Here is a 19,904-nt window from a genome sequence, read left to right as displayed (position 1 = left end):
GGTGGCGAACCGCGGCTAGGTGGTGCGTCCAGGGGCGCGGCCGGGGAGCCGGGTCATCCGCATCAGCGCCGGGTCCGCGGTGAACCCGAGCGCTGCGTAGAGCGGGGCCGAGTCCTCGCTCGCGTGCAGGTCGTAGAGGGTGACCCCGTCGGCTTCCAGATGGTCCAGGAGCGCGGTGAGCGCGGCCTTGGCGTAACCGCGGCGCCGGTGATCGGGGTCGGTGGCCACCGCCTGGATCCGTACGGCCATCCCCTTGGGGTACTTGGGGGCGGGCAGGACCGCGTGGACGAGCCCGAGTGCGCAGCTGGCCAGCCGGCCCTCGACGGCTTCGACGACGTAGGCACGCGCGTCGCCTCCGGTGGCGAGTCGTACGGTCAGCTGGTCGGTGCACCGGGCCAGCCAGAGCGGGTCCAGGGGCTCGGACAGGATGTTCTCCGAGCGCAGGCGGGAGATCTCCGCCGCGTCGGCGGGGGTGGCCAGGCGGGGCTGGGTCATACCGTGCGCCTTCCTCGAATCGATGCCGGGCGGGGTCAGCTGCGGCGGGCGGTGTGGAGGCGCAGCAGGGTGCGGCGGCCGCGTTCGGTGACCTCGGGGTCGCCGTGGGCCATGCCGTAGGCGATGCCGGAGACCGCGTCGAAGGCCGCCTCGCAGTCCAGACGGAGTTCCTCGTCCGGGTCGAGCTGCCGGCCGTATCCGCTCAGGAATGCGGCCTTCAGGTCGTCTCTGCCGGTCCAGGTATCGGAGAGCCGCACCATGTCCCTGGTGGCGCTGGCGTATTCGGAGCGCTCGAAATCCAGCAGTCGCGGCCCGCCGTCTTCTCCGATCAGGACGTTGCGGTACTGCAGATCCCCGTGTGTCGGCACTGCGGAAGCCGCGGGCAGGTCCGCGTACGCGCGGGCCAGGGCGAGGACCAGGGCTTCGTCGCCGACGGCCAGGTACGGTCCGGCAGCTTTCAGATGCCGCTCTACCTTGCCCAGGGCCGGGGAGGGGCCAGCGGGCTGTGTGGGGGTGGCACGGTGCAGGGCGGCAACGAGCTGGCCCAAACCGTGCTGGACCTGCGCCTCGGCCGCCGGCTCCAGGGCCGTGCCGTGCAGAGGCCGACCGGTGAGCGCGGTGATTACCACGGCCCTCGCCGGGGTGTCGACTGCGACCAGCCGCGGGGCCTTCGCGCCGAGAACCCCCGCCCAGAACCGGAGCGCGGCCACCTCCCGGTCATGGAACTTGGCGCCCCGGTGCCGCTTGAGGTACCAAGTGCCGCCGCCTGCGCCGGTGATCCGCCAGACCCTGCTCCCGGTCCGTACCCAGGAAACGTCTTCGGCTCCGGTGATCCGGCCCACGGCCCGCTCGGCGAACACCCGCAGGTGGTGTGGGAGCCCGGGGCCGTCCACCGGGGGGCCGGGCACGAGGAGGGTGCGGTCGGGGCCCTCCGTGGCGTAGGAGATCGGGTCGCCCGGTTCCTGAAAGTGGACGGCAGCGGGCAGCCCGGCACGGTAGGCATCCAGGCCGGCCCGGCAGTACGCCACCATCGGCTCGGGCAACTCGCCCTCCAGCGGATACCAGCCCATGTCGTCGCACAGGTCCGGCTCCCTCACCTCCGGCTGCCCCGACCACCGGCGGACCTCGAAGAACATCCCGAAGCGGCTCCCGGCACCGACCGGAGGACTGTGGTGCACGGTCACTGCCAGCGTGACGTCCTCGGGGTCGATGAGGACACCAGTTTCCTCACAGGCCTCCCGAATGACGGCCTCGACCATGTCCTCCTCCGGATCGAGATGTCCCGACGGACAGTGGTAGAGCCCTGTCGCATACACAGGGCCTGCACGGCGCGACAGCAGGACCTCGGGGCCAGCCTTGCCGTCGCGGCGCAGGATGAGGTGGACGTCGACCGGCACGGTGTGCCGGGGAACCCCGCTCACTGCGCGGCCTGGGTGGAGCGCGTGTCGGGAACTTGACCGAGCCAGGGCACCGCCTCGTCACGGCAGGACTGGTTGACGGGAGTAAGGCCCTCACCATCGGGCTCGTCGAGCGCCGGAATGGTGACGCCCATCCAGGTGTCGCCGTAGTCGTAGGCCGCGACGTGGGTGCCGCAGGTACCGCAGAATCCGCGCTTGGTCTTGCCCGGGTACGTGTCGTACCAGGTGGGCTCGCCTCCCTCTCCGGTCCATTCGAAGCCTTCGAGGGGGAACGCGACCCACGTCATCATCGGGGCCCCGCCGCGCTTCTTGCAGTCCCGGCAGCTGCAGGTGTGGGGGAAATCTGGCGGGCCGGTGACCGTGAACCGGATGTTGCCGCACACGCAGCCACCGGTGCGGGGCTCGCTGGAGGGGAGGAGGGTCATGCGGTCATCTCCTGGTCCGATCGTTCCTTGGTGTCCGGTGCCGTGCTCTGCCGCGGTGCCGGAGGTACGGCGACGGGCAGTGGCCAGGACAGCAGTCCGGACCCGGCGCCGGTGCGGGTACTGACCCATTGCGTGCCATCGGTGTCGAGGTGGAGCTGGTAGGAGTCGGGGGATCCGGCGGCCCGCCAGCGGGTGGCGGTGTCCTGGATCTCGGCCCAGATGTTCCGCGGTCCGCAACTGCGGACCGTCCACGCGCCGTTGGTGGCGGGTTCGGCGATCATCCAGGATCCGCAGGCCGGTGCTCCGATGACGAGATGTTCGACCCCGCCGCGGCGGACTGCTCCGGGGTGCAGGGCGTCGTACGCGACCCAGAAGCCCCGCTCGGTGCTCGCCGGCGCTTCCTGCCTGCTGCGGGTGACGGCGGCGCCCTCGCGGGCGTCGATCCGGTCCCGGAACGGCTTGGTCAGGTAGAGGCGGGGCAGGCCGTGTCCGGCCCGGTGCCCGTAGCGTGCTGGCCGCAGCTCTCCCGCGATGGTGCCGAGGGTGGTCTTGGTGATGACCGCGAGAGCGGGCCAGGACGGGGACCCGGAGGTGAGGTGGGCCAGCGCGAGACCGTTGGGAGCAAGCTGCTCCAGCCAGGCCGCCGGGATGGCGGGGACCGCGTACGAGGCGAAGATGCGGTCGTACGGAGCCAAGTCCGGCCAGCCGTCCTCGCCCTGGCCCGTGACCAGCGTCGGATGCAGCCCGAGCCGGGCCAGGTGCACGCGCGTGGCCTCGGTGACGTGTGCGCTGCTGTCCAGGGAGACCACATACTGCGCGCCGCAGATAATCGAGGTGATCGCGCACGTCACACCCGGCCCGGTGCCAAGGTTCAGGACCCGCATGCCTGGCTGAAGGCCGAGCTGTTCCATGAGGCCCGCGGTCATGGTCATGCCGCTGGAGAGCGAGGTGATCTCGCCGCCCTTCCGCCACGTACCGGCCTCACGGCCCAAGATCGGCTCGTCGTCGTGCTGGGTCAGGACGCTTTCCCCGCAGTGCAGGATGTCGAGGAGCTCGGCCCGGTCCGCCGGCCGCGCCCAGTCCAGGAGCGTCCACTCTGGCGGGGTCACGTCGTCCGCGGTGCGCCGTACGTACGCCTGCTGCATCAGCACCTCGCGCGCGAGCTCCAGCAACACGTCACGCACGGGTCCTGGGTGCAGGGCGTCTTCGTCTTCGAGGCGGGCGACCATCGCGGCCCGGGCCGCCGCCGGATCCGGGTCGGGGTCGGGGTTTTGGCGGGGTAGGGCGGCGGTGAGCCCGTCGGCAAGGGGGTGTTCGGGCATGGGCGGGTGCCTCCTCGGCATCCGGGAACGGGATGGTGCGGCGTGGGGGTCAGGCCCAGCCGAGTTCGGTGTACGTCTCGCCGCGGCCGATCGCCTCGATCGCGATCTCCGTGTACCTGACCATGGGTTTCGGAAGCTGGGCCGGGTCGGCCCAGACCCACTCCAGGCACCTGTCCGGCTCGCGCACCTCGGGCGTTCCGGACCACGTGCGGGCGCGGAAGAAGAGCCCGATCCTCGGCTGCCCGTCGGAGTCGTCGCCCTCGTCGAGCATGTGCACGGTGTGGACGAGCTCGAGATCCTCCGGCGCGATGATGAGGCCGGCTTCCTCCGCGGCCTCCCGGATTAGCCCGGCCATGGCGCCCTCGGTCTCCAAGTGCCCGGCGAGGGCGTGGAAATGGCCGCCTGCGAACGCGACGTCGGGATGGCGGAGCCCCAGGAGGATCTTTCCGTCTTTGCGTTGGAGGTAGAGGTGGACTCCGACCACGTTCAGCCGGGCCCGGCTTCCCCCGACCCGCGCGGGCCCGCCTGCCCGGGGTGCCGGTACCGGGGCGGTCTTCTGGTGCAGGGCGATGACCTCGGCCGTCCACGGGCACATCGTCAGCCAGGCCGTGGTCTCAGCGGCGAACCACCGGTACATGATGCCCTCGGGGCACGGCAGGGTGCTGTCGTCGCCGTCCCAGGTACCGAGGTAAACCTGGATGTGGCCCTTCTCGCCGGTGGGGCCGTGTGAGCTGACGACGGTGAGGGGCTCCAGCGGCACCCTCAGGCCCGTCTCCTCGAACAGTTCGCGCTCGACGGCCTGGCGGCAGGTTTCCTCGCCCTCGCGGTTCCCGCCGGGGATGGACCAGGTGCCCGGGTCGCAGATGTGCGGCTTGTTGGCGTCCCTGAGATGCAGCAGGTACTGGCCGGCGGAGTTGACCAGGAGTGCAGCGGTGCCTTGCGGCTCGGTGGACAGGGCGGTCATCTGGGGCTCCTCAGGATCGGGAACGAGTGGTGTCGGAGGGCGGCGTGGAGGCGGAGACCGGCATGGTGGTGAGGCGGGCCACCGGCGAGCGCCACAGGATGAGCGCGGGCACGGCGAGGACGAGTGCTCCGGCCAGCAGGACCGTCCGCACGTTCGTGGCGGAGGCCAGGGCGCCCGCGGCCAGTGCGGCGAAGGGCCGGCTGCCGGAGACCAGCCAGGTAGAGGTCTGCTGGGCGCGGGCCTGCAGCTCGGGCGGGCAGATCTGCTGGCGGACCGATTTCTCCGCGATGCAGATGTCTCATGAGACATTCGTAGAGCCGCAGTCTCTGGGCTGAACATCTGCTGATGGTGGCGCCACTTCGAGTCTGCTGTGCGGAAGTCTGAGACATCGGAGCCCTGGGTTGGCCGGCCACGAGAGTCACCCGTTCGGGCGACGTTCGAGGTTGGTACGTATGACCAGCTGTGCGCTGCGCCAGCGCCATGCTCACACACCGGGGACGTGTCAGAGCCCGACCAGCTGGGCACGAGCACGCAAACGCGGAGATGTCTACAGCTCCCGTACCGCAGGGCACGGGCGGGCATGCACGGGACCTTCTCATCCGGGCGGCCTCTTCGCCTTCCGCGACGAACAGCCCACCGCCCGGCACTCGATCACGCTTGGCGTCGAGCAGGTCGCGATCACGACCAAGCGGGCCGTCGATGTAGCTGTCGTCCTGGGACGCGGTCGCCCGGGCCACCGACATCAACTGGGCCACCTGAGGGCTGGCCGACGCGTAGTAAACGGCCGCACCCACCAGGCGATATGGCCAGATTCGCCCGCCCCTGTACTGCAAGGACTGGGGGCATGCCCGCCCGCACAGCGCGGGCATGACCCCAACACTATTTAGCGACTTGCGGAGTTCAGCCATTGCTGATTTCTGCGCATGTTCCAGGTGGTGTGGCGGGGTCAGTGCTGGCTGTATCCGTCGAGGAAGGTTGCGATACGGGTGACCGCGTCGGTGAGCTCCTCGGCGCGGGGCAGGGTGACGAGGCGGAAGTGGTCGGGTTCGGGCCAGTTGAAGCCGGTGCCTTGGACGATGAGGAGGTGCTGGGCTCTGAGGAGGTCGAGTACCAACCGCGCGTCATCGTTGATCTTGTGGACCGTGCGGTCGAGGCGGGGGAAGGCGTACAGCGCGCCTTGGGGCTTGACGCACGAGACGCCGGGGATGTCGTTGAGCAGCTTCCAGGCAGTGTCGCGCTGCTGGGTCAGCCGTCCATCGGGCAGGAGCAGGTCGTTGATGGACTGCGGGCCGCCGAGTGCGGCGTTGATGGCGTACTGGGCGGGCATGCTGGCGCACAGGCGCATGTTGGCGAGGATGTTGAGGCCCTCGATGTAGCTGGTGGCGTGGGCTTTCGGGCCGGAGACGGCCATCCAGCCGGAGCGGTATCCAGCTACCCGGTAGGCCTTGGACAAGCCGTTGAACGTCAGGCACAGCAGGTCGGGGGCGAGGGAGGCGGTGCAGGTGTGGGCCAGGCCGTCGTACAGGATTTTGTCGTAGATCTCGTCCGAGCAGACGATCAGCTGGTGGCGGCGGGCGATCTCCATGAGGCCGTGCAACAGGGCAGTGGAGTAGACGGCGCCGGTGGGGTTGTTCGGATTGATCAGGACCAGGGCCCGGGTGCGAGGAGTGATCTTGGCTTCGATGTCGGCGAGGTCGGGGAACCAGCCGGCCTGTTCGTCGCAGCGGTAGTGCACGGCTGTGCCGCCGGCCAGCGAGACCGATGCGGTCCAGAGGGGGTAGTCGGGTGCGGGGATCAGTACTTCGTCGCCGTTGTCGAGCAGGGCCTGCATGGACATCTGGATCAGCTCGGAGGCTCCGTTGCCCAGGTAGATGTCTTCGGCTGTCAGGCCGGTCACGCCGCGCTGCAGGTAGTAGTCGGTGATGGCCCGGCGGGCTGAGGGCAGTCCTTTGGCGTCGCCGTAGCCGTGTGCGCTGGCCAGGTTGCCGGTGATTTCCCGGAGGATCTCCGTGGGCGCTTCGAAGCCGAATGCGGCGGGGTTGCCGGTGTGGAGCTTCAGAATGCGGTGGCCCTCGTTTTCCAGGCGCGTCGCCTCCTCGAGTACCGGTCCGCGGATGTCGTAGCAGACTCCTGCGAGCTTGCTGGACTGGTTTACCTGCATGTGGTTCACCTCATGGCTGGGAGATTGCGGAGGGCCGGGCCTTGTGGGCTCCGGTGGGCGGTCGGCGCGGCAGCCGTTGCATGGGCGCGCTCTGACCTGCCGCGTTCCGCGCCCGCCAGTGGCGTGGGCTTGGGCAGTGACGAGGATCGCGGCCGTCCGGCCCGCGGGCCCTGACGTACACAGGTGTCCGCGTGCCGCAGGAGCAGGATGGTTTCGGACGCGGCGGTGGTGTCCCGCGGTCAGGATTGAGAATCGGTGGGATGTGCGGAGTCGCGGATCAGGGCGCTTGCCAGGGCCTGGGTGAGCCCGGGTTCGTCGACGGAGGGCAGCAGCCGGTCCGGCCCCGCCAGCTCAGCCAGTGCGAAGGCAGCGGCCAGGAGACTGTGCGGGGTGAGCCGCCGGGTGCGTGCCGCGGCGGACAGCAGGGCGGGCAGAGCGTGGAGGGGGTGAGCGCGAGAGGCCGTTGCACCCAGCGGGGGCAGATTCTGAGGGCAGGCGCGCAGCACGGGTGTTCCGTCCCGAGGGGCGGGGACGCCGGTCAGGTCGATCAGGAGGTCGGCGGGGCCGGCCGGGTCCACCAGCGGCGCTCCGCTTTGATGCAGGGTCAGGGTCCTGATGCCGGCAGCCGTGAGTAGGCCGGACAGGTCTCCGCCGCGATGAGCGCCGGTGAGGGTCACGCGCGCCTCGCCGGTGGGGATCGCCTTGTGGCGAAGAGCGTTGAGGGCGGCAGCGGTGACGGCGACCGCGTGGGCGTGGCTGGTGGTGTCCACGACCGGTGTGTCGGTGTGCTCCAGGGTGGCGCGGACCGCGCCGACGTAGGCGGGGTGAGTGTGCGACAGGCACAGCGCCGCGAAGCCGGGAGCCAGCGCGGCGGCCGTGGCAGCGAAGTCCTCGGGTGTGTCGGCGTTGATCGGCAGGGGATAGATGTCCAGGCCGGTGGTCCTGCGCAGGTGGGCGGCGGCGGACTCCAGGGCCGGCAGGACCACGGCGGCGGGCAGGGGGCCCAGATCGGCGACGGCGGAGGCGTTGGAGAGCAGTGCGATGCGGTGGCGCCGGCCGGTGCAGGAGTCGACGCTGCCGGGATTGAGGAGCAGATGCTGGATGACGCGGTGGTCGGCTTCGGTGTCCAGGAGCGCCCTCTCGCGAGGGGTGCCGGCGGGCACGCACAGCCGTTGGGTGATCTTGCCCGTGGCGGCAGCGTCCAGGGCGGGATCGCCCAGGTGGATCAGGGCTGTGCCGAGGCGGTCCCGCAGAAGTGTGCACAGCCGCAGCAGGGTCTCAGGCCCGTCTGTGTCGGCGCTGATCCGGTCGAGGTCGACACCGGGGTCGTGGTCCGTCTCGGTCATGACGGCCCCGGCGACGGAGGCGATGAGCGCCGCGGCTGCGGTAGCCGCGGTCGGCTGCACGTGGGCGGTGAGGCTGAAGGCCGGGCCGGGTCTGCCGGGCGAGGGAATCTGAAGATTGCTGCTGTTGTGCGGCATGCGGGCCTGGGTCCTTATCCGGGGCATTGGGGCTGGTGGCCTGGGCTGCTCAGGCCGGGGCGCGGGTGAGGCGGTATCCGGTGACGTTGTCCGGGCGGATCCGCAGGAGGTGCTCATGGGAGGTCTGCGGTCCGGCGTGGAGCATCAGGCGATAGCGGGCCTGCTGGTAGCCGTTGGTGATGCGCTGCGCGGGGCCGCTGACCGTCACGGTCCAGCCGGTGTGGTCCTGCGGGTCGACCCATTCGGTCTGGTAGGTGAGGCGGCCGGGACACCGGAACACCGCGGGCGGGCCAGTGAGCTGGACGCGTACGACGAGATACCCGAAGTCGCGGCAGTGGCGCAGGACACGTACTGCGGGCAGTCCCGGCGCGTCGTGGATCAAGCGCCCCGCGGTCAGGATGTCGAGCAGGGGCAGCCCCTCGTCGGGTCCGAGTGCGATGGGACGGGGCAAGGCCCGCGTCGCCGGGGCTGGGTCCCCGTCCGGGTGGGATCGGCTCATCATCCGTGCACCCCCGTGCTCGGGTCCGCCTCGCCGCTCAGGTCGATGCCTCGCTCGCGTCCCAGGCGTTCGACGTCCTCCAGAGCCACGGTGTGCAGGGCCACCGCCCACGCGTCGCCCTGTTCGTCAGCCTCCACGCGGCCCCGTCGCAATTGCGCCGCCCGACGGCGGAGCTCCGGCTCGCCCATCAATCGCCTCCCGTGCCCTGCGCGCCCACCCACACTTCTCGGGTGCAACACGCGTGAAAAATGCGTCACTTCGTGACACCGCCGTGCGGCGGGACGCGGTTGCCCCGACGCCGCCCCCCACGGCAACCACTAGCTGCATACATTATCAGTTGCTAAGATTGGCAATTGGTAAACTCACTAGGAGGGGTCATGCGTATCACGCCGATTCGCGGAGAGAGGGCCCCGGTGCTGCTCTGCGCGGCGTGCGGGCTGCTGTGCCGCCCCTCCGCACTGGACGGCCAGGGGCACTGCTCGCGATGCGGAGGCTCCCGCCTCGTACAGTCCGGCCCCCGCCGCAAGCTGCACCGGGCCGGATTGGTGCGCGCCTGGCACCGGCTGGGGCGGTGGTGAGCATGTACTGGGATTCAGCGGAGTGTGACGGTGTAGGGGTGCTGCAGCTGTTCGGCTTCCTGGGCCGTCAGGATGCACACCGCTTCGAGGGGGCGGTGGACTGGGTGCGCTCCCGTTGTAAGGGCCCGCTGGTGCTCGACATGTCCGGCCTGCTCGGCTGGAGCGCAGCGGGCGAGGCCGCCGTGGTGCGAGCAGCCGGGGATTCGCTGGCCGTGTGCGGTCTGCGTGAGCGCCCCGCTCCACTCCTCGCCGCGCACGAGGCCGTGATCCGGATCTACCCGGACCTTCCCTCCGCGGTGGCCCACCTGGCCTCCGACGCGCGAAGCCGGGCAGAAGCCTCCCGCCCGGCCGGCGGTGTGCATTGATAAAGTCGGCAACCGATCATCTCTTGTCCGCGGCCGACGGAAGGCGCACCCGGCCGGGTGCCGCATACCGTCGGCACCGGTCCCCGAACCCATGAGGCGGCGGCCATGAGCACACCTCTGTACCAGCTCAAGGCCGACCTCTTCAAAACCCTGGGCCACCCGGTGCGCATCCGCGTACTCGAACTGCTCAGCCAGCGCGAACACGCCGTCGCCGAACTGCTCCCCGAAGTGGGCATCGAAGCCGCCCACCTCTCCCAGCAGCTGGCCATCCTGCGCCGCGCGAACCTGGTCGCCACCCGTAAGGAAGGCTCGGCGGTCTTCTACCACCTCACCACACCCCAGGTCGCCGACCTCCTGACCGCAGCCCGCAGCATCCTCAGCGGTCTCCTGGCCGGCCAGGCCGGACTCCTCGAAGACCTCCGGGCCGCAGCGCCCTCCGTCAGAGCACCCGCCCCTGCACGCCCGGCCTGACGCCCGCGTGCCCCACCCCCTGGAGCCGACGATGCCCCCTCCAACGAGCCCCACCGCCGCCGACGCCATGATCCCGCCGGACCTGCAGATCAGCGACCACACCAGCATCGACAGGGCGCTCGACGTTCTGCGCGGATCCCACAGCCAGTACGTACTCATCCGCGACGACACCGGCCGGTGCGCCGGCATCGTCACCCGCGACCAGCTCACCGCCCACGGGGCAAAACCCTGGTACGCCGAGAACACCCGCGTCCGTGACATCGCGCACGAGCACAGCCCGTTCGCCCGCCCCGGCATGCCCGCCTCGGAAGCCGCCGCCGCCATGCGCGAACGGTCTCTGACGGTCCTGCCCGTCGTCGATGAGGACGGCTTCGCCGTAGGCATCCTCACCACCGAACGGCTGCAGACACTCCTCGGCACAGCATCACAGGACACGCAGGAGCAACCCTGACCCCAGGCTGCCGATCCGGCATTTCCCGTGCCCCCGAAACCGACGGCCCCGCCCAAGGCCGGTCCGGCTGCCGCCGAGGCTGCACGAAGCCCGCTGGGCGGCTCTCGGACGACCGCAGGCGAGCCGCCGCAGCCCCGAAAAGACCAGGCGCTCGCCCTCACAGCGTCGGAATGATCCAGCGGCTTAGAGGTTCTCACGTGGACAGGTTCCTGAGCTCCTTGCAGCAGGTCGGGGCGGTGGCCATGGCTGACCACGGCTCCGCCAGTCGTTGCGGACCGCGTACGGGATCTTGAGACCATGAGCAGCCCATGGCAGGCTCGTGCCGCATGATCGATGATTTCGCGAAAGACAACCTGCACAAGAGGCTGCGGCGGGACCGTGAGGCGCTGCTCTGGAAGCTCGATGGCTTGTCCGAGTACGACGCGCGCCGGCCTCTGACAGCGACCGGGACCAACCTCCTCGGCCTGGTCAAACACGTGGCCACGGTCGAGGCCAGGTACTTCGGTGAGGTCTTCGACCGCCCTTCTCCGGAGCCGCTTTGCCGGTGGCAGGATTCCGACGGCAGTGATCAATGGGCGGCCGAGAACGAAACGTGTGGTCAGATCGTCGGGTTCTACCGGCGCACGTGGGAACACTCGGATGCGACGATCGACGAGCTTGCCCTCGACGCCCCCGGCCACGTGCCCTGGTGGCCGGAGCCTTATGCCGACACGAACCTGTTCGCCATCATGGTCCATGTCCTCGGCGAGACCATCCGGCATGCCGGGCATGCCGACATCCTGCGCGAGGGCGTAGACGGCCGGACCGGGATGCGCGCCGAACACGAGCAGCCGATCGACAAGGAAGCCCGCGCGGCCTACTTCGCGAAGATCGAGCGAGCCGCCAGGACGGCCACACCAACCACCGCGTAGGGGCTGTTCCACGACATGACGTGATGTTCGAACGGCATGATGCCGGTTGTGAGTGCTGATCTGTCGAAGCGTCTGGTTCCAGATGAGCTCTGGGAGCTGGTTGCCCCGTTATTGCCGTCGTTCGCCGTTCGACCGCAAGGTGGTGGGACCGCTCCGTGTGACGAACGGGCTGTGTTCACGGCAGTGGTGTACGTGCTGACCAGCGGCTGTGCCTGGCGGCATCTGCCGCCGACGTTCGGCACGTCCTTCGCCACCGCCCATCGCCGCTTCACGGTATGGACCGAGGTCGGCCTGTGGCGTCGGCTGCATCGGGCGGTGCTGGACGAACTCGGGGTCCGGGGCGAATTGGACTGGACCTCGGAGATCGTCGAATCGGCCTCCGTTCGCGCCAAAAGGAAGGATCGCTGACGGGGCCGAACCCGGTCGATCGCGGCAAGAAGGGCAGCAAGCTGCACATCTTGTCTGATGCCCAGGGCATCCCTCTCGCCGTCGCCGTGTCGGGTGCGAACATGCACGACAGTCTCGCCTTCAAGCCGCTCATCCTCGGCATCCCCGCCGGCCGGTCCCGCCGGGGACCCCGGCGGCGCCGACCTGTCAAACTCCGCGCGGACAAGGCGTACTTCTCCGCCGAACACCTCATCTGGCTGCGCGAGCGTGGGCTCGTCGCGCGCATCGCGCGGCCAGGCTTCGAGTCCGGCGAACGCCTCGGCCGGCACCGCTGGAAGATCGATCGATCGCTTGGCTCTTCGGCTACGGGTGGCGCCGTCGCGGCGCCGAGGCCCGCCTTGGGGTCGCCAATCCGCTGCCCACGCCACGCGCGGGGAGCAGTGGGCGCCCCTGCGGCTGGATGCCCTCAACGGGTGAAGCTTCAAGCTTCGGAGACGCTATACAGCCGCAGGGTCGGGTGTCGTGCTTCGTCAAGGCCGGGGCTCTGGCGGGGCCGTAGGGAGCTGCAGACTGCCAGACATGCCGACATGCCGACATGGACAGTTGCGAAAAATTGCAACTCTTGGGCGTGGGAAAAGTGGCTGCGCTCAGATTTCGAGGTCGGCTTCGATGCGCCGCAGCTGGTGGCGGGCCATGGCCAGGTTGGCGTTGCGCTTGTCGAGGACGAGGTAGAGGAAGAGGGTTTCCTTGCCGCGTCCGGTACACAGCAGTAGGAGGTGGTACTGGTTGCCGAGGGTGATCAGGACGTCCTCGATGGCGTCGGTGAGTCCGAGGTGTTCCATCGTGCGGACTTTGGCGCGGATGACGTCGGTGTTGCCGGCTGCGGCCACGGTGAGGTCGAGGTCGCGTCCGCCGCCTGCGGTGCCGAGTGCCATTCCGCTGTTGTAGTCGACCACTGCGGCTCCGAGGGTCCCCTCGACGCTGGTCATGATGTCCTTGAGGGCGGTGTCCACGTTGGCCATGATGTCGCCTTCCGGTGTGTCTGCGTGCGCGCTGGGCGCGGGCTGTCACCGGGACGCTACTCATTGCCTGGCCCCGCCCGTGGGGGATTCGGCAAGTTCGGGTGGGGTTGGCGTGATCCGGGCGGAGGGAGTGGGGCGGGCCGTTCCGCAGCGCGGGAGGGCGCCGGAGGGCTGGCGGCCGGGGCGGGTTATCGGTGGGGGTGGGCGGTGAGGTCGGCCAGCAGGCTGGCCTGGCCCTGCAGGACGCCGGTGAGGATACTGCGGGCCACGCGCAGGAGTTCGGTGACTTCGTCGCTGGCGAGTCGGTAGTGGACGCTGACGCCCTCTCGTCGGGTGTGGACGAGGTTGGCTCTGCGGAGCACGGCGAGTTGCTGGGACAGGGACGCGGATTCCACGCCTACCTCGGTGAGGAGTTCGGAGACTGCGTGTTCGCGTTGGCTCAGGAGTTCCAGGACGCGGATGCGTACCGGGTGGCCGAGGGTTTTGAAGAACTCTGCCTTCAGCTGGTAAAGGGGAGTGCTGACCTCTGGGGTCTCGTCGTCGTTCGCTTTGCTGGCGCGTCCTGGCACGGCGTGGGCCCAATCCTGGCGTCGGGCGGCTGTCGGGCTTCTGCCGCGCTGTGACCGCCACAATTGCAGAATTCCGTACGCTGCGGCACTGACTGCGGGCCGCGGCCGGGGGTCACTGGCTCGAGTGTGTTTTCTCGCCATGGCCTGGCCAAGGAAGTGCCAAGGCGGCCCGTTGTCCCGGGCGTCGGGTCTGGTGCCTGTCTAGGGTGATGTGCGTGAGTGCCCAGGGTGAAGGCGGCGGGAAGGTGCTGGGGAGGCGCGGGCTCGGTCGCTTCGCCCTCACGGGTGCGGTCGCCTTGGGGGCGGGGCTGGTATCCGGTTCCAGTGCCGTCTCGACCCGTTCCGATGGCGGGGTGCGCAGGCGTCCCGTGACGCCGGAGGGCGCGTGGGCGGAGCTGGCCGCGGGCAACGGCCGCTGGCGGACACTGCGGGAGCGGCATCCGGACGAGTCGGCTGGGTTGCGCCGGGAGCTGGTGGGCGGCCAGCATCCGTTCGCCGTGGTGCTGGGCTGTGTGGACTCCCGCGTTCCGCCGGAGCTGGTCTTCGATCAGGGGCTCGGTGACCTGCTGACGGTCCGCTCGGCCGGTGAGGTCTTGGACGAGGCGGTGGTGGGGAGCGTCGCGTACGGGGTGCTGGAGCTGGGGATCCCGCTGGTGGTGGTCCTGGGGCACCAGGCGTGCGGGGCCGTCGCCGCCGCCGTCCACGCCGAGACGGGGCACGGTGAGCTGCCGGGTCCTCTGCGGTATCTGGCCGGGCAGATCCGTCCGTCGATCGATCGCACGCTGAGGGGGGACGCGTGCGTGGACGCGGCGGTCACCGCGAACGTGCGCCGGGTGGCCGCGCGGCTGGCCGCCCAGTCCGAGATGGCGGGGCGTATCGCGGCGGGGAAGCTGGCGGTGGTCGGGGCCCGCTACGAACTGGCCGGCCAGTGGGTGCACCAGGTCGGCTGACCGGGAGCGGGCGGTCAAAGAGACTGGCGGGCGGGGCAGGCCACGCTAGACTTGCAGAGTTATGCAATTTACTAGTTCCATGATGGTGGACGGGGGGTTGTGGTGTGGTCGGATTCGAGGGTGCGGCGCTGGAGCGGGTCCGTGTGGCGCGGGTTCGTCTGGAGGCTGCGCGGGAGGCCGAGGACGCCTTCGAGGAGGCGCAGGCAGCCGAGGAGCTGGAGGACGCTTCGCGTCTGGCCCGGGAGCACGGCATCGGTGCTGATGAGCCGGGTGTCCGGTGAATCCGGCGGCGTGGCCGCAGGCGGGCCGGTAATGGGGCGCGGTCCGAGCGGGCGGCAGTTGGTCCGGGAGCGTCGCCATGCCTGGACGGTGCCGCTGGCGCCGGGTTCGGTGAGGGCCGCGCGCGAGCGCACCGAACGGTCCCTGGTGCTGTTCGGTGTGGGAGGGGCGTCCTCGCTCGGCGGTGCGGTGCTGTTGGTGGTCAGCGAGCTGGTGGCCAACGCGGCCCGCCATGCCACGGCATCCCCGGAGGCTGAGATCACCCTGACCATGACCGATCACTTGCTCGTCGTCGCCGTCGGGGACCTCGACCCGCGCCCGGTCACGCTCGCCGACCGGTCCGCGGGACAGGGGCTGTGCACGGTGGCGGACCTGGCGCGGGCCCACGGCGGCGACGTCGGTGTCGAACCCTCGCCCGACGGGCGCGGGAAGACGGTGCTGGTCCGCTTCATCCTGCCGTCCGGAACACCGTGACCGGCTCATCGTGAGCGGCACCGACGAAGTGGAGGAGTAGATGTACGAGATCACGTATCTGGGCGGGGACGATCCGGCGACCTTCCGGGTGGCGGCCGCCGAGGTCGCGGGACTCATCGAGCAGGCCGGCTCCGTCGGTGCCACGATCCTGATCCGGCCCTACGCCCGCCCGGCGACCGGTCGGGACGCCGCAGCGGCAGGGAAGGGAGCAGGTCAGTCATGAGCGACGACAAACGCGCCGAGACGGCGAGAGCGGATGCGGAGAAGTGGAAGGAGAAAGGGGTCGCGCTGCGCGCGTTCTTCTACATCTTCGGCACGCACGTGTTCGCCGGATTCATCTGGCTGCTGTTCTATCTGGGCCAGCACGCCCAGAAGTAACCGCATTCGCCGAGCAGGGCACGGCCATGACATCGAAGGCGCGGACCCCGCCGGCCCGGGACGACCTGCGGCGCCGCGCCGCGGGCGAATAGGAGTGCCGCATGCTCGCGGCGATCGGGGTGGCGCGGTGGTGTTCCCGCGGCTGGCTCCGTCGGCCGTCCGCTTGGTGCCTCGCGTGGTGTCGGCCGGTTCGGTGACCCATGCCGCGGAGCGTGTCGGTGACGGGCATCGCCACACTGGAGCGTGAACCGGGGCGTTTTGTCCGCTGCCCGGGCCTGCTGCCGCTGACGGGCGAGGGCTCGGGCCAGGGCGCGATCCTGGGCATCCGCCGCGCTTCGCTCACCGGCCGTAGTCTGATGGCCGGCTCCTGTAAGCACTCCACGGCGGGCTGGGGGCCCGAAGAAAGAGGGAAGCGGCCGTCTCCCGGTGTCAGAAGCGCCGGGTGAACCCCGCACTACGGAAGACGGCCGCCGTCTGAGGGCGCCCGGCCGGCTATTTCCGGCTGGTGGCGCGCAGGTCGGCCAGGAGATCGGCCTGGCCCTGCAGGAGACCGGACAGGATGCCGCGGGCGACGCGCAGGAGTTCGGCGACGTCGGGGCTGGTGAGCCGGTAGTACACGTTGGAGCCCTCACGGCGGGTGGCCACGAGGTTGGCTTTGCGCAGCACCGCGAGCTGCTGGGACAGGGAAGCGGCTTCGATGCCGACCTCGGCCAGCAACTCGCCGACCGCCTGCTCACGCTCGGCCAACAGCTCCAGCACCCGGATCCGGGCCGGATGGCCGAGCGTTTTGAAGAACTCGGCCTTCAGCTGGTACAGCGGCGTGACCATCGGCGCTCCTGCGGCGCCGGCCGGGCCGCTGCCATCCCGGGCCGTGTTCTTCGCGCGTGTACCTGGCACCTCGTCCACCCAAACTCTCCACCAGGGGACCTGCTCCAGCGTCCCCGTCAACATCCTGCGACCTCTACAATTGCAGATTTTCGCAACTGATGGATACCCGCGGGAGCGGATCAGGCCGAACAGCCCGTCGTTGAGGGCGCTTCGGCCCGGGCCTCTGTGGCCGGGTCAGGCCTTCTTGACGAATTCGCTCTTCAGGACCAGGCCCTTGACCTTTTTGGTGTTGCACTCGATCTCGCCGGGCCGGGAGGTGAGGCGGATGTTCTTGACGAGGGTGCCGCGCTTGAGGGTCTCGGAGGTGCCCTTGACCTTGAGGTCCTTGGTCAGCGTGACGGAGTCTCCCTCCTCGAGCACGGTGCCGTTGGAGTCCTTGACGGTGATGTCGCTCATGATGTGGCTGTGTTCCTTGGTTGCGAGGTGGCGGGTCAGATAGTGCTGGCCGTGACCACGGGGCGGGTGGGCCAGTTGTCGGTGCTCCACTGCCTGGCGGGCTGGCGAATCTGGCGGTGTGCGGCCAGGGCTGCGGGCAGGTCGGGGTGGACGGGTATGGCGGGTCCGGTGGCGTCGGGGACGAGGGAGCCGTCGGCGGGGATCGCGGCGAGTTCGAGGCGACGCCCGTGTTCGGCCAGCAGGCGGGCGGCCTGGGCGACGGCCAGCTGCCCGCCGGCCGACCAGCCGTGCAGGGCGGTCAGGTCCAGGATCACGGGCCCGGTGCCCCGGGCCAGGGCCCAGCCCACCGCGCCGGTGAAGCGGCCGGTCGCCTCCGCGCCGAGGTATCCGGCCAGGGAGAGGACCGCCAGGTCCTCGTGGGCGGCGTAGTTCCACTCGATCGTCATCGTGGCTTCCTCGGTGTTCACAGGGGCAGGGTGATCCAGACGCTCTTGCCGCGGCCGTCCGCGTCCGGGCGCACGACGGCGGTGCCGCCCAGTTCCATGGTCATCTCCACCACGGTGGCCAGCCCGCTGCCCGGCTTGATGGCCAGTGCCCCGTAGAGGGCGGGCAGGTAGGGGTGGCGGTCGTGGACGGCGAATGCGAACACGCCCGGGCCGTGGGCGTAGGTGACGGTGAGCGTCGGGGAGAGCGCGGCGGCGTGGCGGACGGCGTTGGTGACCAGCTCGGCCAGGATCAGCAGCGCCGGTCCGACACTCGGATGGCGAAGACCCACACCGCACTCCAGCAGCACGAGCTCGGTCGTCTCCCTCGCGGTGCGTACGGCGGCTCCCATCGCGGGCAGGGTCAGCACATGCCGGTAGGGCAAGGTCTCCGTCCGGACGCTCACCGCTCCTCCACGGGCGTCAGGCGGTGTCCGGTGAGGGCTTGCGGGTGCAGCCGCAGCAGCGTGTCATGGGGCCCGTACGCCATCCCGGGCAGGATGCGCCGGTAGTGGGCCGTCTCATCGGTGTCGGTGATCACCTCGGCCGGGCCGTGGACGGTGAGTGTCCACCCGGTGCCGGTCCGCGGGTGGATCTGGTCGACCTGGTAGGTCAGCACCGTCCGGCCGGCGACGGCCGATGTCTGCACCGGCGCGCGCACGACCAGCCGCCCGCACGCCATCACGTGCGTGGCGGGCCGGATGACGGCCTGCTCCCGCCGTACATACACCAGGCGGCCCCGGTAGAGCGGACGGCCGTGGCTTGCTCCTTCGAGGAGCCAGAGCACTTCTGCCCCGGACATGTCGGTCAGGTTCAGGTCGGCGGGGACGGTCATCGCGGGCCCTTCCGGATGCGGTGCGACTCAGGCAGGTGCGGTCGGTGGCGCGCCGGCACAAGCCCGGCCTGCTCCAGGTGCTTGCGGGCGCCGGCGATGGCCTCGGGGGTAGTGGCGTACTCGCGGTCTTCCTGCTGGAGCAAGGCCAGGGCGCCCACCGATTCCAGGGCCTGGCGCTGACCGGGGCGGATGCCGGAGGTCATCACGGCGATCCCCCGCCGGTTCAGCTTCTCCACCGCGTCCTTCAACACCAGCGCGCCAGTGGCGTCCAGGGTCGTGACGCGGGACATGCGCAGGATCACCACCCTCACGTCAGCGACCTCGGACAGCTCCAGGAGGAAGCGGTGCGCGCCGGCGAAGAACAGAGGCCCGTCGATGCGGTAGGCCACGATGTGCTCGGCCAGGAGAGCGTGCTCCTCGGCGCTGTGCTCACCGGGCATGTCAGGGCGGAAATCGACCTGGTCCATCCGCGCCTGGCCCGCCACAGCCCGAAGGGCCAGGGCCCCGGCGACGACGAGACCGATGATCACCGCGTAGACGAGGTCGAGGACGAGCGTGGCCACCGCGGTCAAGACCAGGACCACCGCATCCGAGCGCGTGGCCCTCACCATCGCCCTCAGAGCGCCGACCTCGATCATGCGGATCGCGGTAGCCAGCAACACACCCGCCAGCGCCGCAAGCGGAATCTTCGACACCAGCGGAGCCGCGGCGAACACGATCACCGCCAGCACCGCCGCATGCGACAAGGACGCCAGCCGCGAGGAGGCTCCGCTGCGCACGTTGACCGCCGTCCGGGCTATCGCCGCAGTCGCGGGCACACCGCCGAACAGCGGGGCCGCCAGATTCGCAAGCCCCTGCCCGAACAATTCCCTGTCCGGGTCGTGCTTCTGCCCCACCGTCATCCCGTCAGCCACCGTGGCCGACAGCAGCGACTCCAGCGCCGCCAGCGCGGCCACCGCCACCGCAGGCGCGAGCAGCGAGCCGAGCGCGGAGACGTCGAGGAAGGACAGCGACGGAGCGGGAAGTCCGGACGGCAGATCACCGATCGGCGCCGCACCCCGCAGCCCGAACACCTGAACCAAGGCGGTGGCGGCGATGACCGCGACGATCGAGAAAGGGATCGCCGGACGCCACCGCGCCCCGGCCAGCATCACCACGGCCACACCCAGCGAGAGCCCGATCGCCGTCCAGTTCGGAAACGCCACGAACTCGACCACGGCCCGCCAGGCCACCAGCAGGACCTTCTCGCCCTCGGGCTTGGCCACCCCGAGCGCGTTGGGGATCTGCTGGAGACCGATCACGCACGCGATACCGAGGGTGAAACCCTCCACCACCGGCGCCGGCACGTACTGCATATACCTGCCGGCCCGCAGCAGCGCCAGACCGATCAGCATGACACCGGCCATCAGCCCGACCGTCAGCACACCGCCGGGCCCGTACTGTGCCACGATCGGCACCAGCACGACGGTCATCGCCCCGGTCGGTCCGGACACCTGCAGGTTGGAGCCGCCGAATATCGCCGCCAAAGCGCCCGCGACCACTGCGGTGGCAAGTCCCGCCTCCGCGCCCAGACCCGAGGAAACGCCGAAGCCCAGGGCCAGAGGCAGGGCCACGATCGCCACCGTCAGCCCCGCCAGCAGATTCCGCCGGGGGTCGCGGGTCATCCCAGCTAGATCTGCGCGCGTGGGCAGCACCGCCCGCAG

The 19,904-nt window shown here is 70.2% G+C and carries 28 protein-coding genes and 1 pseudogene; 11 read left to right on the top strand and 18 right to left on the bottom strand.

The annotated features are described in order from the left end of the window. Nucleotides 1–15: 15 nt before the first annotated feature. The 10 genes from OG624_RS07900 to OG624_RS07855 form a co-directional block, all read right to left on the bottom strand. Nucleotides 16–495, bottom strand: coding sequence for a GNAT family N-acetyltransferase (locus OG624_RS07900; protein ID WP_328971574.1), 480 nt, complete (start codon nucleotides 493–495; stop codon nucleotides 16–18). A gap of 35 nt (nucleotides 496–530) precedes the next feature. Next, nucleotides 531–1,916 (bottom strand): phosphotransferase, encoded by a 1,386-nt coding sequence (locus OG624_RS07895; protein ID WP_328971575.1) that lies wholly within the window; start codon nucleotides 1,914–1,916, stop codon nucleotides 531–533. Then, entirely contained in the window at nucleotides 1,913–2,338 is a 426-nt protein-coding gene (locus tag OG624_RS07890) for a GFA family protein (protein ID WP_328971576.1), read from the bottom strand. The genes OG624_RS07895 and OG624_RS07890 overlap by 4 nt, the downstream gene beginning before the upstream one ends. Further along, nucleotides 2,335–3,660 (bottom strand): protein-L-isoaspartate O-methyltransferase family protein, encoded by a 1,326-nt coding sequence (locus OG624_RS07885; RefSeq protein WP_328971577.1) that lies wholly within the window; start codon nucleotides 3,658–3,660, stop codon nucleotides 2,335–2,337. The genes OG624_RS07890 and OG624_RS07885 overlap by 4 nt, the downstream gene beginning before the upstream one ends. 49 nt (nucleotides 3,661–3,709) lie before the next feature. Further along, the gene (locus OG624_RS07880; protein ID WP_328971578.1) at nucleotides 3,710–4,624 is read right to left on the bottom strand and encodes an NUDIX hydrolase; all 915 of its coding nucleotides are present in this window, start codon (nucleotides 4,622–4,624) and stop codon (nucleotides 3,710–3,712) included. 10 nt (nucleotides 4,625–4,634) lie between these two features. Next, on the bottom strand, nucleotides 4,635–4,775 hold the full coding sequence (locus tag OG624_RS07875) for a hypothetical protein (RefSeq protein ID WP_328971579.1): 141 nt from the start codon (nucleotides 4,773–4,775) through the stop codon (nucleotides 4,635–4,637). Between the two features lie 795 nt (nucleotides 4,776–5,570). Beyond that, complete coding sequence (locus OG624_RS07870; protein ID WP_033215667.1) at nucleotides 5,571–6,785, bottom strand: pyridoxal phosphate-dependent aminotransferase; 1,215 nt, start codon at nucleotides 6,783–6,785, stop codon at nucleotides 5,571–5,573. Between the two features lie 239 nt (nucleotides 6,786–7,024). Next, on the bottom strand, nucleotides 7,025–8,266 hold the full coding sequence (locus OG624_RS07865; RefSeq protein WP_371639262.1) for a malic enzyme-like protein: 1,242 nt from the start codon (nucleotides 8,264–8,266) through the stop codon (nucleotides 7,025–7,027). Nucleotides 8,267–8,315: 49 nt separating this feature from the next. After that, a complete protein-coding gene (locus OG624_RS07860; RefSeq protein WP_371639261.1) occupies nucleotides 8,316–8,717 on the bottom strand; it encodes a pyridoxamine 5'-phosphate oxidase family protein in 402 nt (133 codons plus the stop codon). A gap of 47 nt (nucleotides 8,718–8,764) precedes the next feature. Next, the gene (locus OG624_RS07855; RefSeq protein ID WP_371589197.1) at nucleotides 8,765–8,902 is read right to left on the bottom strand and encodes a hypothetical protein; all 138 of its coding nucleotides are present in this window, start codon (nucleotides 8,900–8,902) and stop codon (nucleotides 8,765–8,767) included. A gap of 240 nt (nucleotides 8,903–9,142) precedes the next feature. On the opposite strand from OG624_RS07855, the gene OG624_RS07850 reads away from it, so the two are divergent. The 6 genes and pseudogenes from OG624_RS07850 to OG624_RS07825 all read left to right on the top strand — a co-directional run. Next, nucleotides 9,143–9,343 (top strand): hypothetical protein, encoded by a 201-nt coding sequence (locus tag OG624_RS07850; RefSeq protein WP_008736289.1) that lies wholly within the window; start codon nucleotides 9,143–9,145, stop codon nucleotides 9,341–9,343. 38 nt (nucleotides 9,344–9,381) lie between these two features. Further along, nucleotides 9,382–9,708: a hypothetical protein gene (locus OG624_RS07845; protein WP_371639260.1), complete on the top strand. Its 327-nt coding sequence runs from the start codon at nucleotides 9,382–9,384 to the stop codon at nucleotides 9,706–9,708. Nucleotides 9,709–9,813: 105 nt separating this feature from the next. Further along, nucleotides 9,814–10,179, top strand: coding sequence for an ArsR/SmtB family transcription factor (locus OG624_RS07840; RefSeq protein WP_008736292.1), 366 nt, complete (start codon nucleotides 9,814–9,816; stop codon nucleotides 10,177–10,179). A 31-nt stretch (nucleotides 10,180–10,210) separates the two neighbouring features. After that, nucleotides 10,211–10,630, top strand: coding sequence for a CBS domain-containing protein (locus OG624_RS07835; RefSeq protein ID WP_371639259.1), 420 nt, complete (start codon nucleotides 10,211–10,213; stop codon nucleotides 10,628–10,630). Nucleotides 10,631–10,956: 326 nt separating this feature from the next. After that, entirely contained in the window at nucleotides 10,957–11,541 is a 585-nt protein-coding gene (locus OG624_RS07830) for a DinB family protein (RefSeq protein WP_008736295.1), read from the top strand. Nucleotides 11,542–11,580: 39 nt separating this feature from the next. Further along, nucleotides 11,581–12,392: pseudogene (locus OG624_RS07825) on the top strand (IS5 family transposase); the annotation flags it as partial. A gap of 183 nt (nucleotides 12,393–12,575) precedes the next feature. Here OG624_RS07825 and OG624_RS07820 read toward each other — a convergent pair. Both OG624_RS07820 and OG624_RS07815 read right to left on the bottom strand, forming a co-directional pair. Then, the gene (locus OG624_RS07820) at nucleotides 12,576–12,950 is read right to left on the bottom strand and encodes a hypothetical protein (protein ID WP_008736299.1); all 375 of its coding nucleotides are present in this window, start codon (nucleotides 12,948–12,950) and stop codon (nucleotides 12,576–12,578) included. A 188-nt stretch (nucleotides 12,951–13,138) separates the two neighbouring features. Beyond that, the gene (locus OG624_RS07815; protein ID WP_008736301.1) at nucleotides 13,139–13,519 is read right to left on the bottom strand and encodes an ArsR/SmtB family transcription factor; all 381 of its coding nucleotides are present in this window, start codon (nucleotides 13,517–13,519) and stop codon (nucleotides 13,139–13,141) included. Nucleotides 13,520–13,728: 209 nt separating this feature from the next. Here OG624_RS07815 and OG624_RS07810 point away from each other — a divergent pair, with 209 nt between their 5' ends. The 5 genes from OG624_RS07810 to OG624_RS07790 all read left to right on the top strand — a co-directional run bounded on the left by OG624_RS07810 (nucleotide 13,729) and on the right by OG624_RS07790 (nucleotide 15,600). Beyond that, entirely contained in the window at nucleotides 13,729–14,469 is a 741-nt protein-coding gene (locus tag OG624_RS07810; protein WP_051763603.1) for a carbonic anhydrase, read from the top strand. 104 nt (nucleotides 14,470–14,573) lie between these two features. Beyond that, complete coding sequence (locus OG624_RS07805) at nucleotides 14,574–14,750, top strand: hypothetical protein (protein ID WP_158711911.1); 177 nt, start codon at nucleotides 14,574–14,576, stop codon at nucleotides 14,748–14,750. Between the two features lie 31 nt (nucleotides 14,751–14,781). Then, on the top strand, nucleotides 14,782–15,222 hold the full coding sequence (locus OG624_RS07800; RefSeq protein WP_047960367.1) for an ATP-binding protein: 441 nt from the start codon (nucleotides 14,782–14,784) through the stop codon (nucleotides 15,220–15,222). 40 nt (nucleotides 15,223–15,262) lie between these two features. Next, nucleotides 15,263–15,445 (top strand): hypothetical protein, encoded by a 183-nt coding sequence (locus tag OG624_RS07795; protein WP_033224090.1) that lies wholly within the window; start codon nucleotides 15,263–15,265, stop codon nucleotides 15,443–15,445. Beyond that, a complete protein-coding gene (locus tag OG624_RS07790) occupies nucleotides 15,442–15,600 on the top strand; it encodes a DUF6126 family protein (RefSeq protein WP_008736308.1) in 159 nt (52 codons plus the stop codon). Before OG624_RS07795 ends, OG624_RS07790 begins: the two co-directional genes overlap by 4 nt. Nucleotides 15,601–16,092: 492 nt before the next feature. Here the strand turns inward: OG624_RS07790 and OG624_RS07785 are convergent, their stop codons facing one another. The 6 genes from OG624_RS07785 to OG624_RS07760 all read right to left on the bottom strand — a co-directional run bounded on the left by OG624_RS07785 (nucleotide 16,093) and on the right by OG624_RS07760 (nucleotide 19,865). Continuing rightward, nucleotides 16,093–16,428 (bottom strand): ArsR/SmtB family transcription factor, encoded by a 336-nt coding sequence (locus OG624_RS07785; RefSeq protein ID WP_008736311.1) that lies wholly within the window; start codon nucleotides 16,426–16,428, stop codon nucleotides 16,093–16,095. A gap of 234 nt (nucleotides 16,429–16,662) precedes the next feature. Then, complete coding sequence (locus tag OG624_RS07780) at nucleotides 16,663–16,884, bottom strand: alkylphosphonate utilization protein (protein WP_371639257.1); 222 nt, start codon at nucleotides 16,882–16,884, stop codon at nucleotides 16,663–16,665. A gap of 35 nt (nucleotides 16,885–16,919) precedes the next feature. Further along, the gene (locus OG624_RS07775; protein WP_037790460.1) at nucleotides 16,920–17,330 is read right to left on the bottom strand and encodes an STAS domain-containing protein; all 411 of its coding nucleotides are present in this window, start codon (nucleotides 17,328–17,330) and stop codon (nucleotides 16,920–16,922) included. A 17-nt stretch (nucleotides 17,331–17,347) separates the two neighbouring features. Further along, the gene (locus OG624_RS07770; protein ID WP_051763608.1) at nucleotides 17,348–17,719 is read right to left on the bottom strand and encodes an ATP-binding protein; all 372 of its coding nucleotides are present in this window, start codon (nucleotides 17,717–17,719) and stop codon (nucleotides 17,348–17,350) included. A gap of 50 nt (nucleotides 17,720–17,769) precedes the next feature. Continuing rightward, on the bottom strand, nucleotides 17,770–18,201 hold the full coding sequence (locus OG624_RS07765) for a pyridoxamine 5'-phosphate oxidase family protein (protein WP_371589201.1): 432 nt from the start codon (nucleotides 18,199–18,201) through the stop codon (nucleotides 17,770–17,772). After that, nucleotides 18,198–19,865 carry a SulP family inorganic anion transporter gene (locus OG624_RS07760; RefSeq protein ID WP_237404268.1) on the bottom strand — a complete coding sequence of 556 codons (1,668 nt, stop codon included), beginning with the start codon at nucleotides 19,863–19,865 and terminating at the stop codon, nucleotides 18,198–18,200. Before OG624_RS07760 ends, OG624_RS07765 begins: the two co-directional genes overlap by 4 nt. Nucleotides 19,866–19,904 lie beyond the last annotated feature (39 nt).

The sequence above is a fragment of the Streptomyces virginiae genome (assembly GCF_041432505.1).
GTDB classification, from domain to species: Bacteria; Actinomycetota; Actinomycetes; order Streptomycetales; family Streptomycetaceae; genus Streptomyces; species Streptomyces virginiae_A.
This window is presented reverse-complemented; position numbering and strand designations above follow the sequence as displayed.

Bases quoted from the DNA above. Each gene is read 5' to 3' on its own strand.
- OG624_RS07900 (WP_328971574.1), bottom strand. From the start codon at position 495: ATGACCCAGCCCCGCCTGGCCACCCCCGCCGACGCGGCGGAGATCTCC.
- OG624_RS07890 (WP_328971576.1), bottom strand. From the start codon at position 2,338: ATGACCCTCCTCCCCTCCAGCGAGCCCCGCACCGGTGGCTGCGTGTGC.
- OG624_RS07885 (WP_328971577.1), bottom strand. From the start codon at position 3,660: ATGCCCGAACACCCCCTTGCCGACGGGCTCACCGCCGCCCTACCCCGC.
- OG624_RS07880 (WP_328971578.1), bottom strand. From the start codon at position 4,624: ATGACCGCCCTGTCCACCGAGCCGCAAGGCACCGCTGCACTCCTGGTC.
- OG624_RS07870 (WP_033215667.1), bottom strand. From the start codon at position 6,785: ATGCAGGTAAACCAGTCCAGCAAGCTCGCAGGAGTCTGCTACGACATC.
- OG624_RS07865 (WP_371639262.1), bottom strand. From the start codon at position 8,266: ATGCCGCACAACAGCAGCAATCTTCAGATTCCCTCGCCCGGCAGACCC.
- OG624_RS07850 (WP_008736289.1), top strand. From the start codon at position 9,143: ATGCGTATCACGCCGATTCGCGGAGAGAGGGCCCCGGTGCTGCTCTGC.
- OG624_RS07840 (WP_008736292.1), top strand. From the start codon at position 9,814: ATGAGCACACCTCTGTACCAGCTCAAGGCCGACCTCTTCAAAACCCTG.
- OG624_RS07835 (WP_371639259.1), top strand. From the start codon at position 10,211: ATGCCCCCTCCAACGAGCCCCACCGCCGCCGACGCCATGATCCCGCCG.
- OG624_RS07830 (WP_008736295.1), top strand. From the start codon at position 10,957: ATGATCGATGATTTCGCGAAAGACAACCTGCACAAGAGGCTGCGGCGG.
- OG624_RS07820 (WP_008736299.1), bottom strand. From the start codon at position 12,950: ATGGCCAACGTGGACACCGCCCTCAAGGACATCATGACCAGCGTCGAG.
- OG624_RS07810 (WP_051763603.1), top strand. From the start codon at position 13,729: ATGTGCGTGAGTGCCCAGGGTGAAGGCGGCGGGAAGGTGCTGGGGAGG.
- OG624_RS07800 (WP_047960367.1), top strand. From the start codon at position 14,782: ATGGGGCGCGGTCCGAGCGGGCGGCAGTTGGTCCGGGAGCGTCGCCAT.
- OG624_RS07795 (WP_033224090.1), top strand. From the start codon at position 15,263: ATGTACGAGATCACGTATCTGGGCGGGGACGATCCGGCGACCTTCCGG.
- OG624_RS07790 (WP_008736308.1), top strand. From the start codon at position 15,442: ATGAGCGACGACAAACGCGCCGAGACGGCGAGAGCGGATGCGGAGAAG.
- OG624_RS07785 (WP_008736311.1), bottom strand. From the start codon at position 16,428: ATGGTCACGCCGCTGTACCAGCTGAAGGCCGAGTTCTTCAAAACGCTC.
- OG624_RS07780 (WP_371639257.1), bottom strand. From the start codon at position 16,884: ATGAGCGACATCACCGTCAAGGACTCCAACGGCACCGTGCTCGAGGAG.
- OG624_RS07775 (WP_037790460.1), bottom strand. From the start codon at position 17,330: ATGACGATCGAGTGGAACTACGCCGCCCACGAGGACCTGGCGGTCCTC.
- OG624_RS07770 (WP_051763608.1), bottom strand. From the start codon at position 17,719: ATGGGAGCCGCCGTACGCACCGCGAGGGAGACGACCGAGCTCGTGCTG.
- OG624_RS07765 (WP_371589201.1), bottom strand. From the start codon at position 18,201: ATGACCGTCCCCGCCGACCTGAACCTGACCGACATGTCCGGGGCAGAA.
- OG624_RS07760 (WP_237404268.1), bottom strand. From the start codon at position 19,865: ATGACCCGCGACCCCCGGCGGAATCTGCTGGCGGGGCTGACGGTGGCG.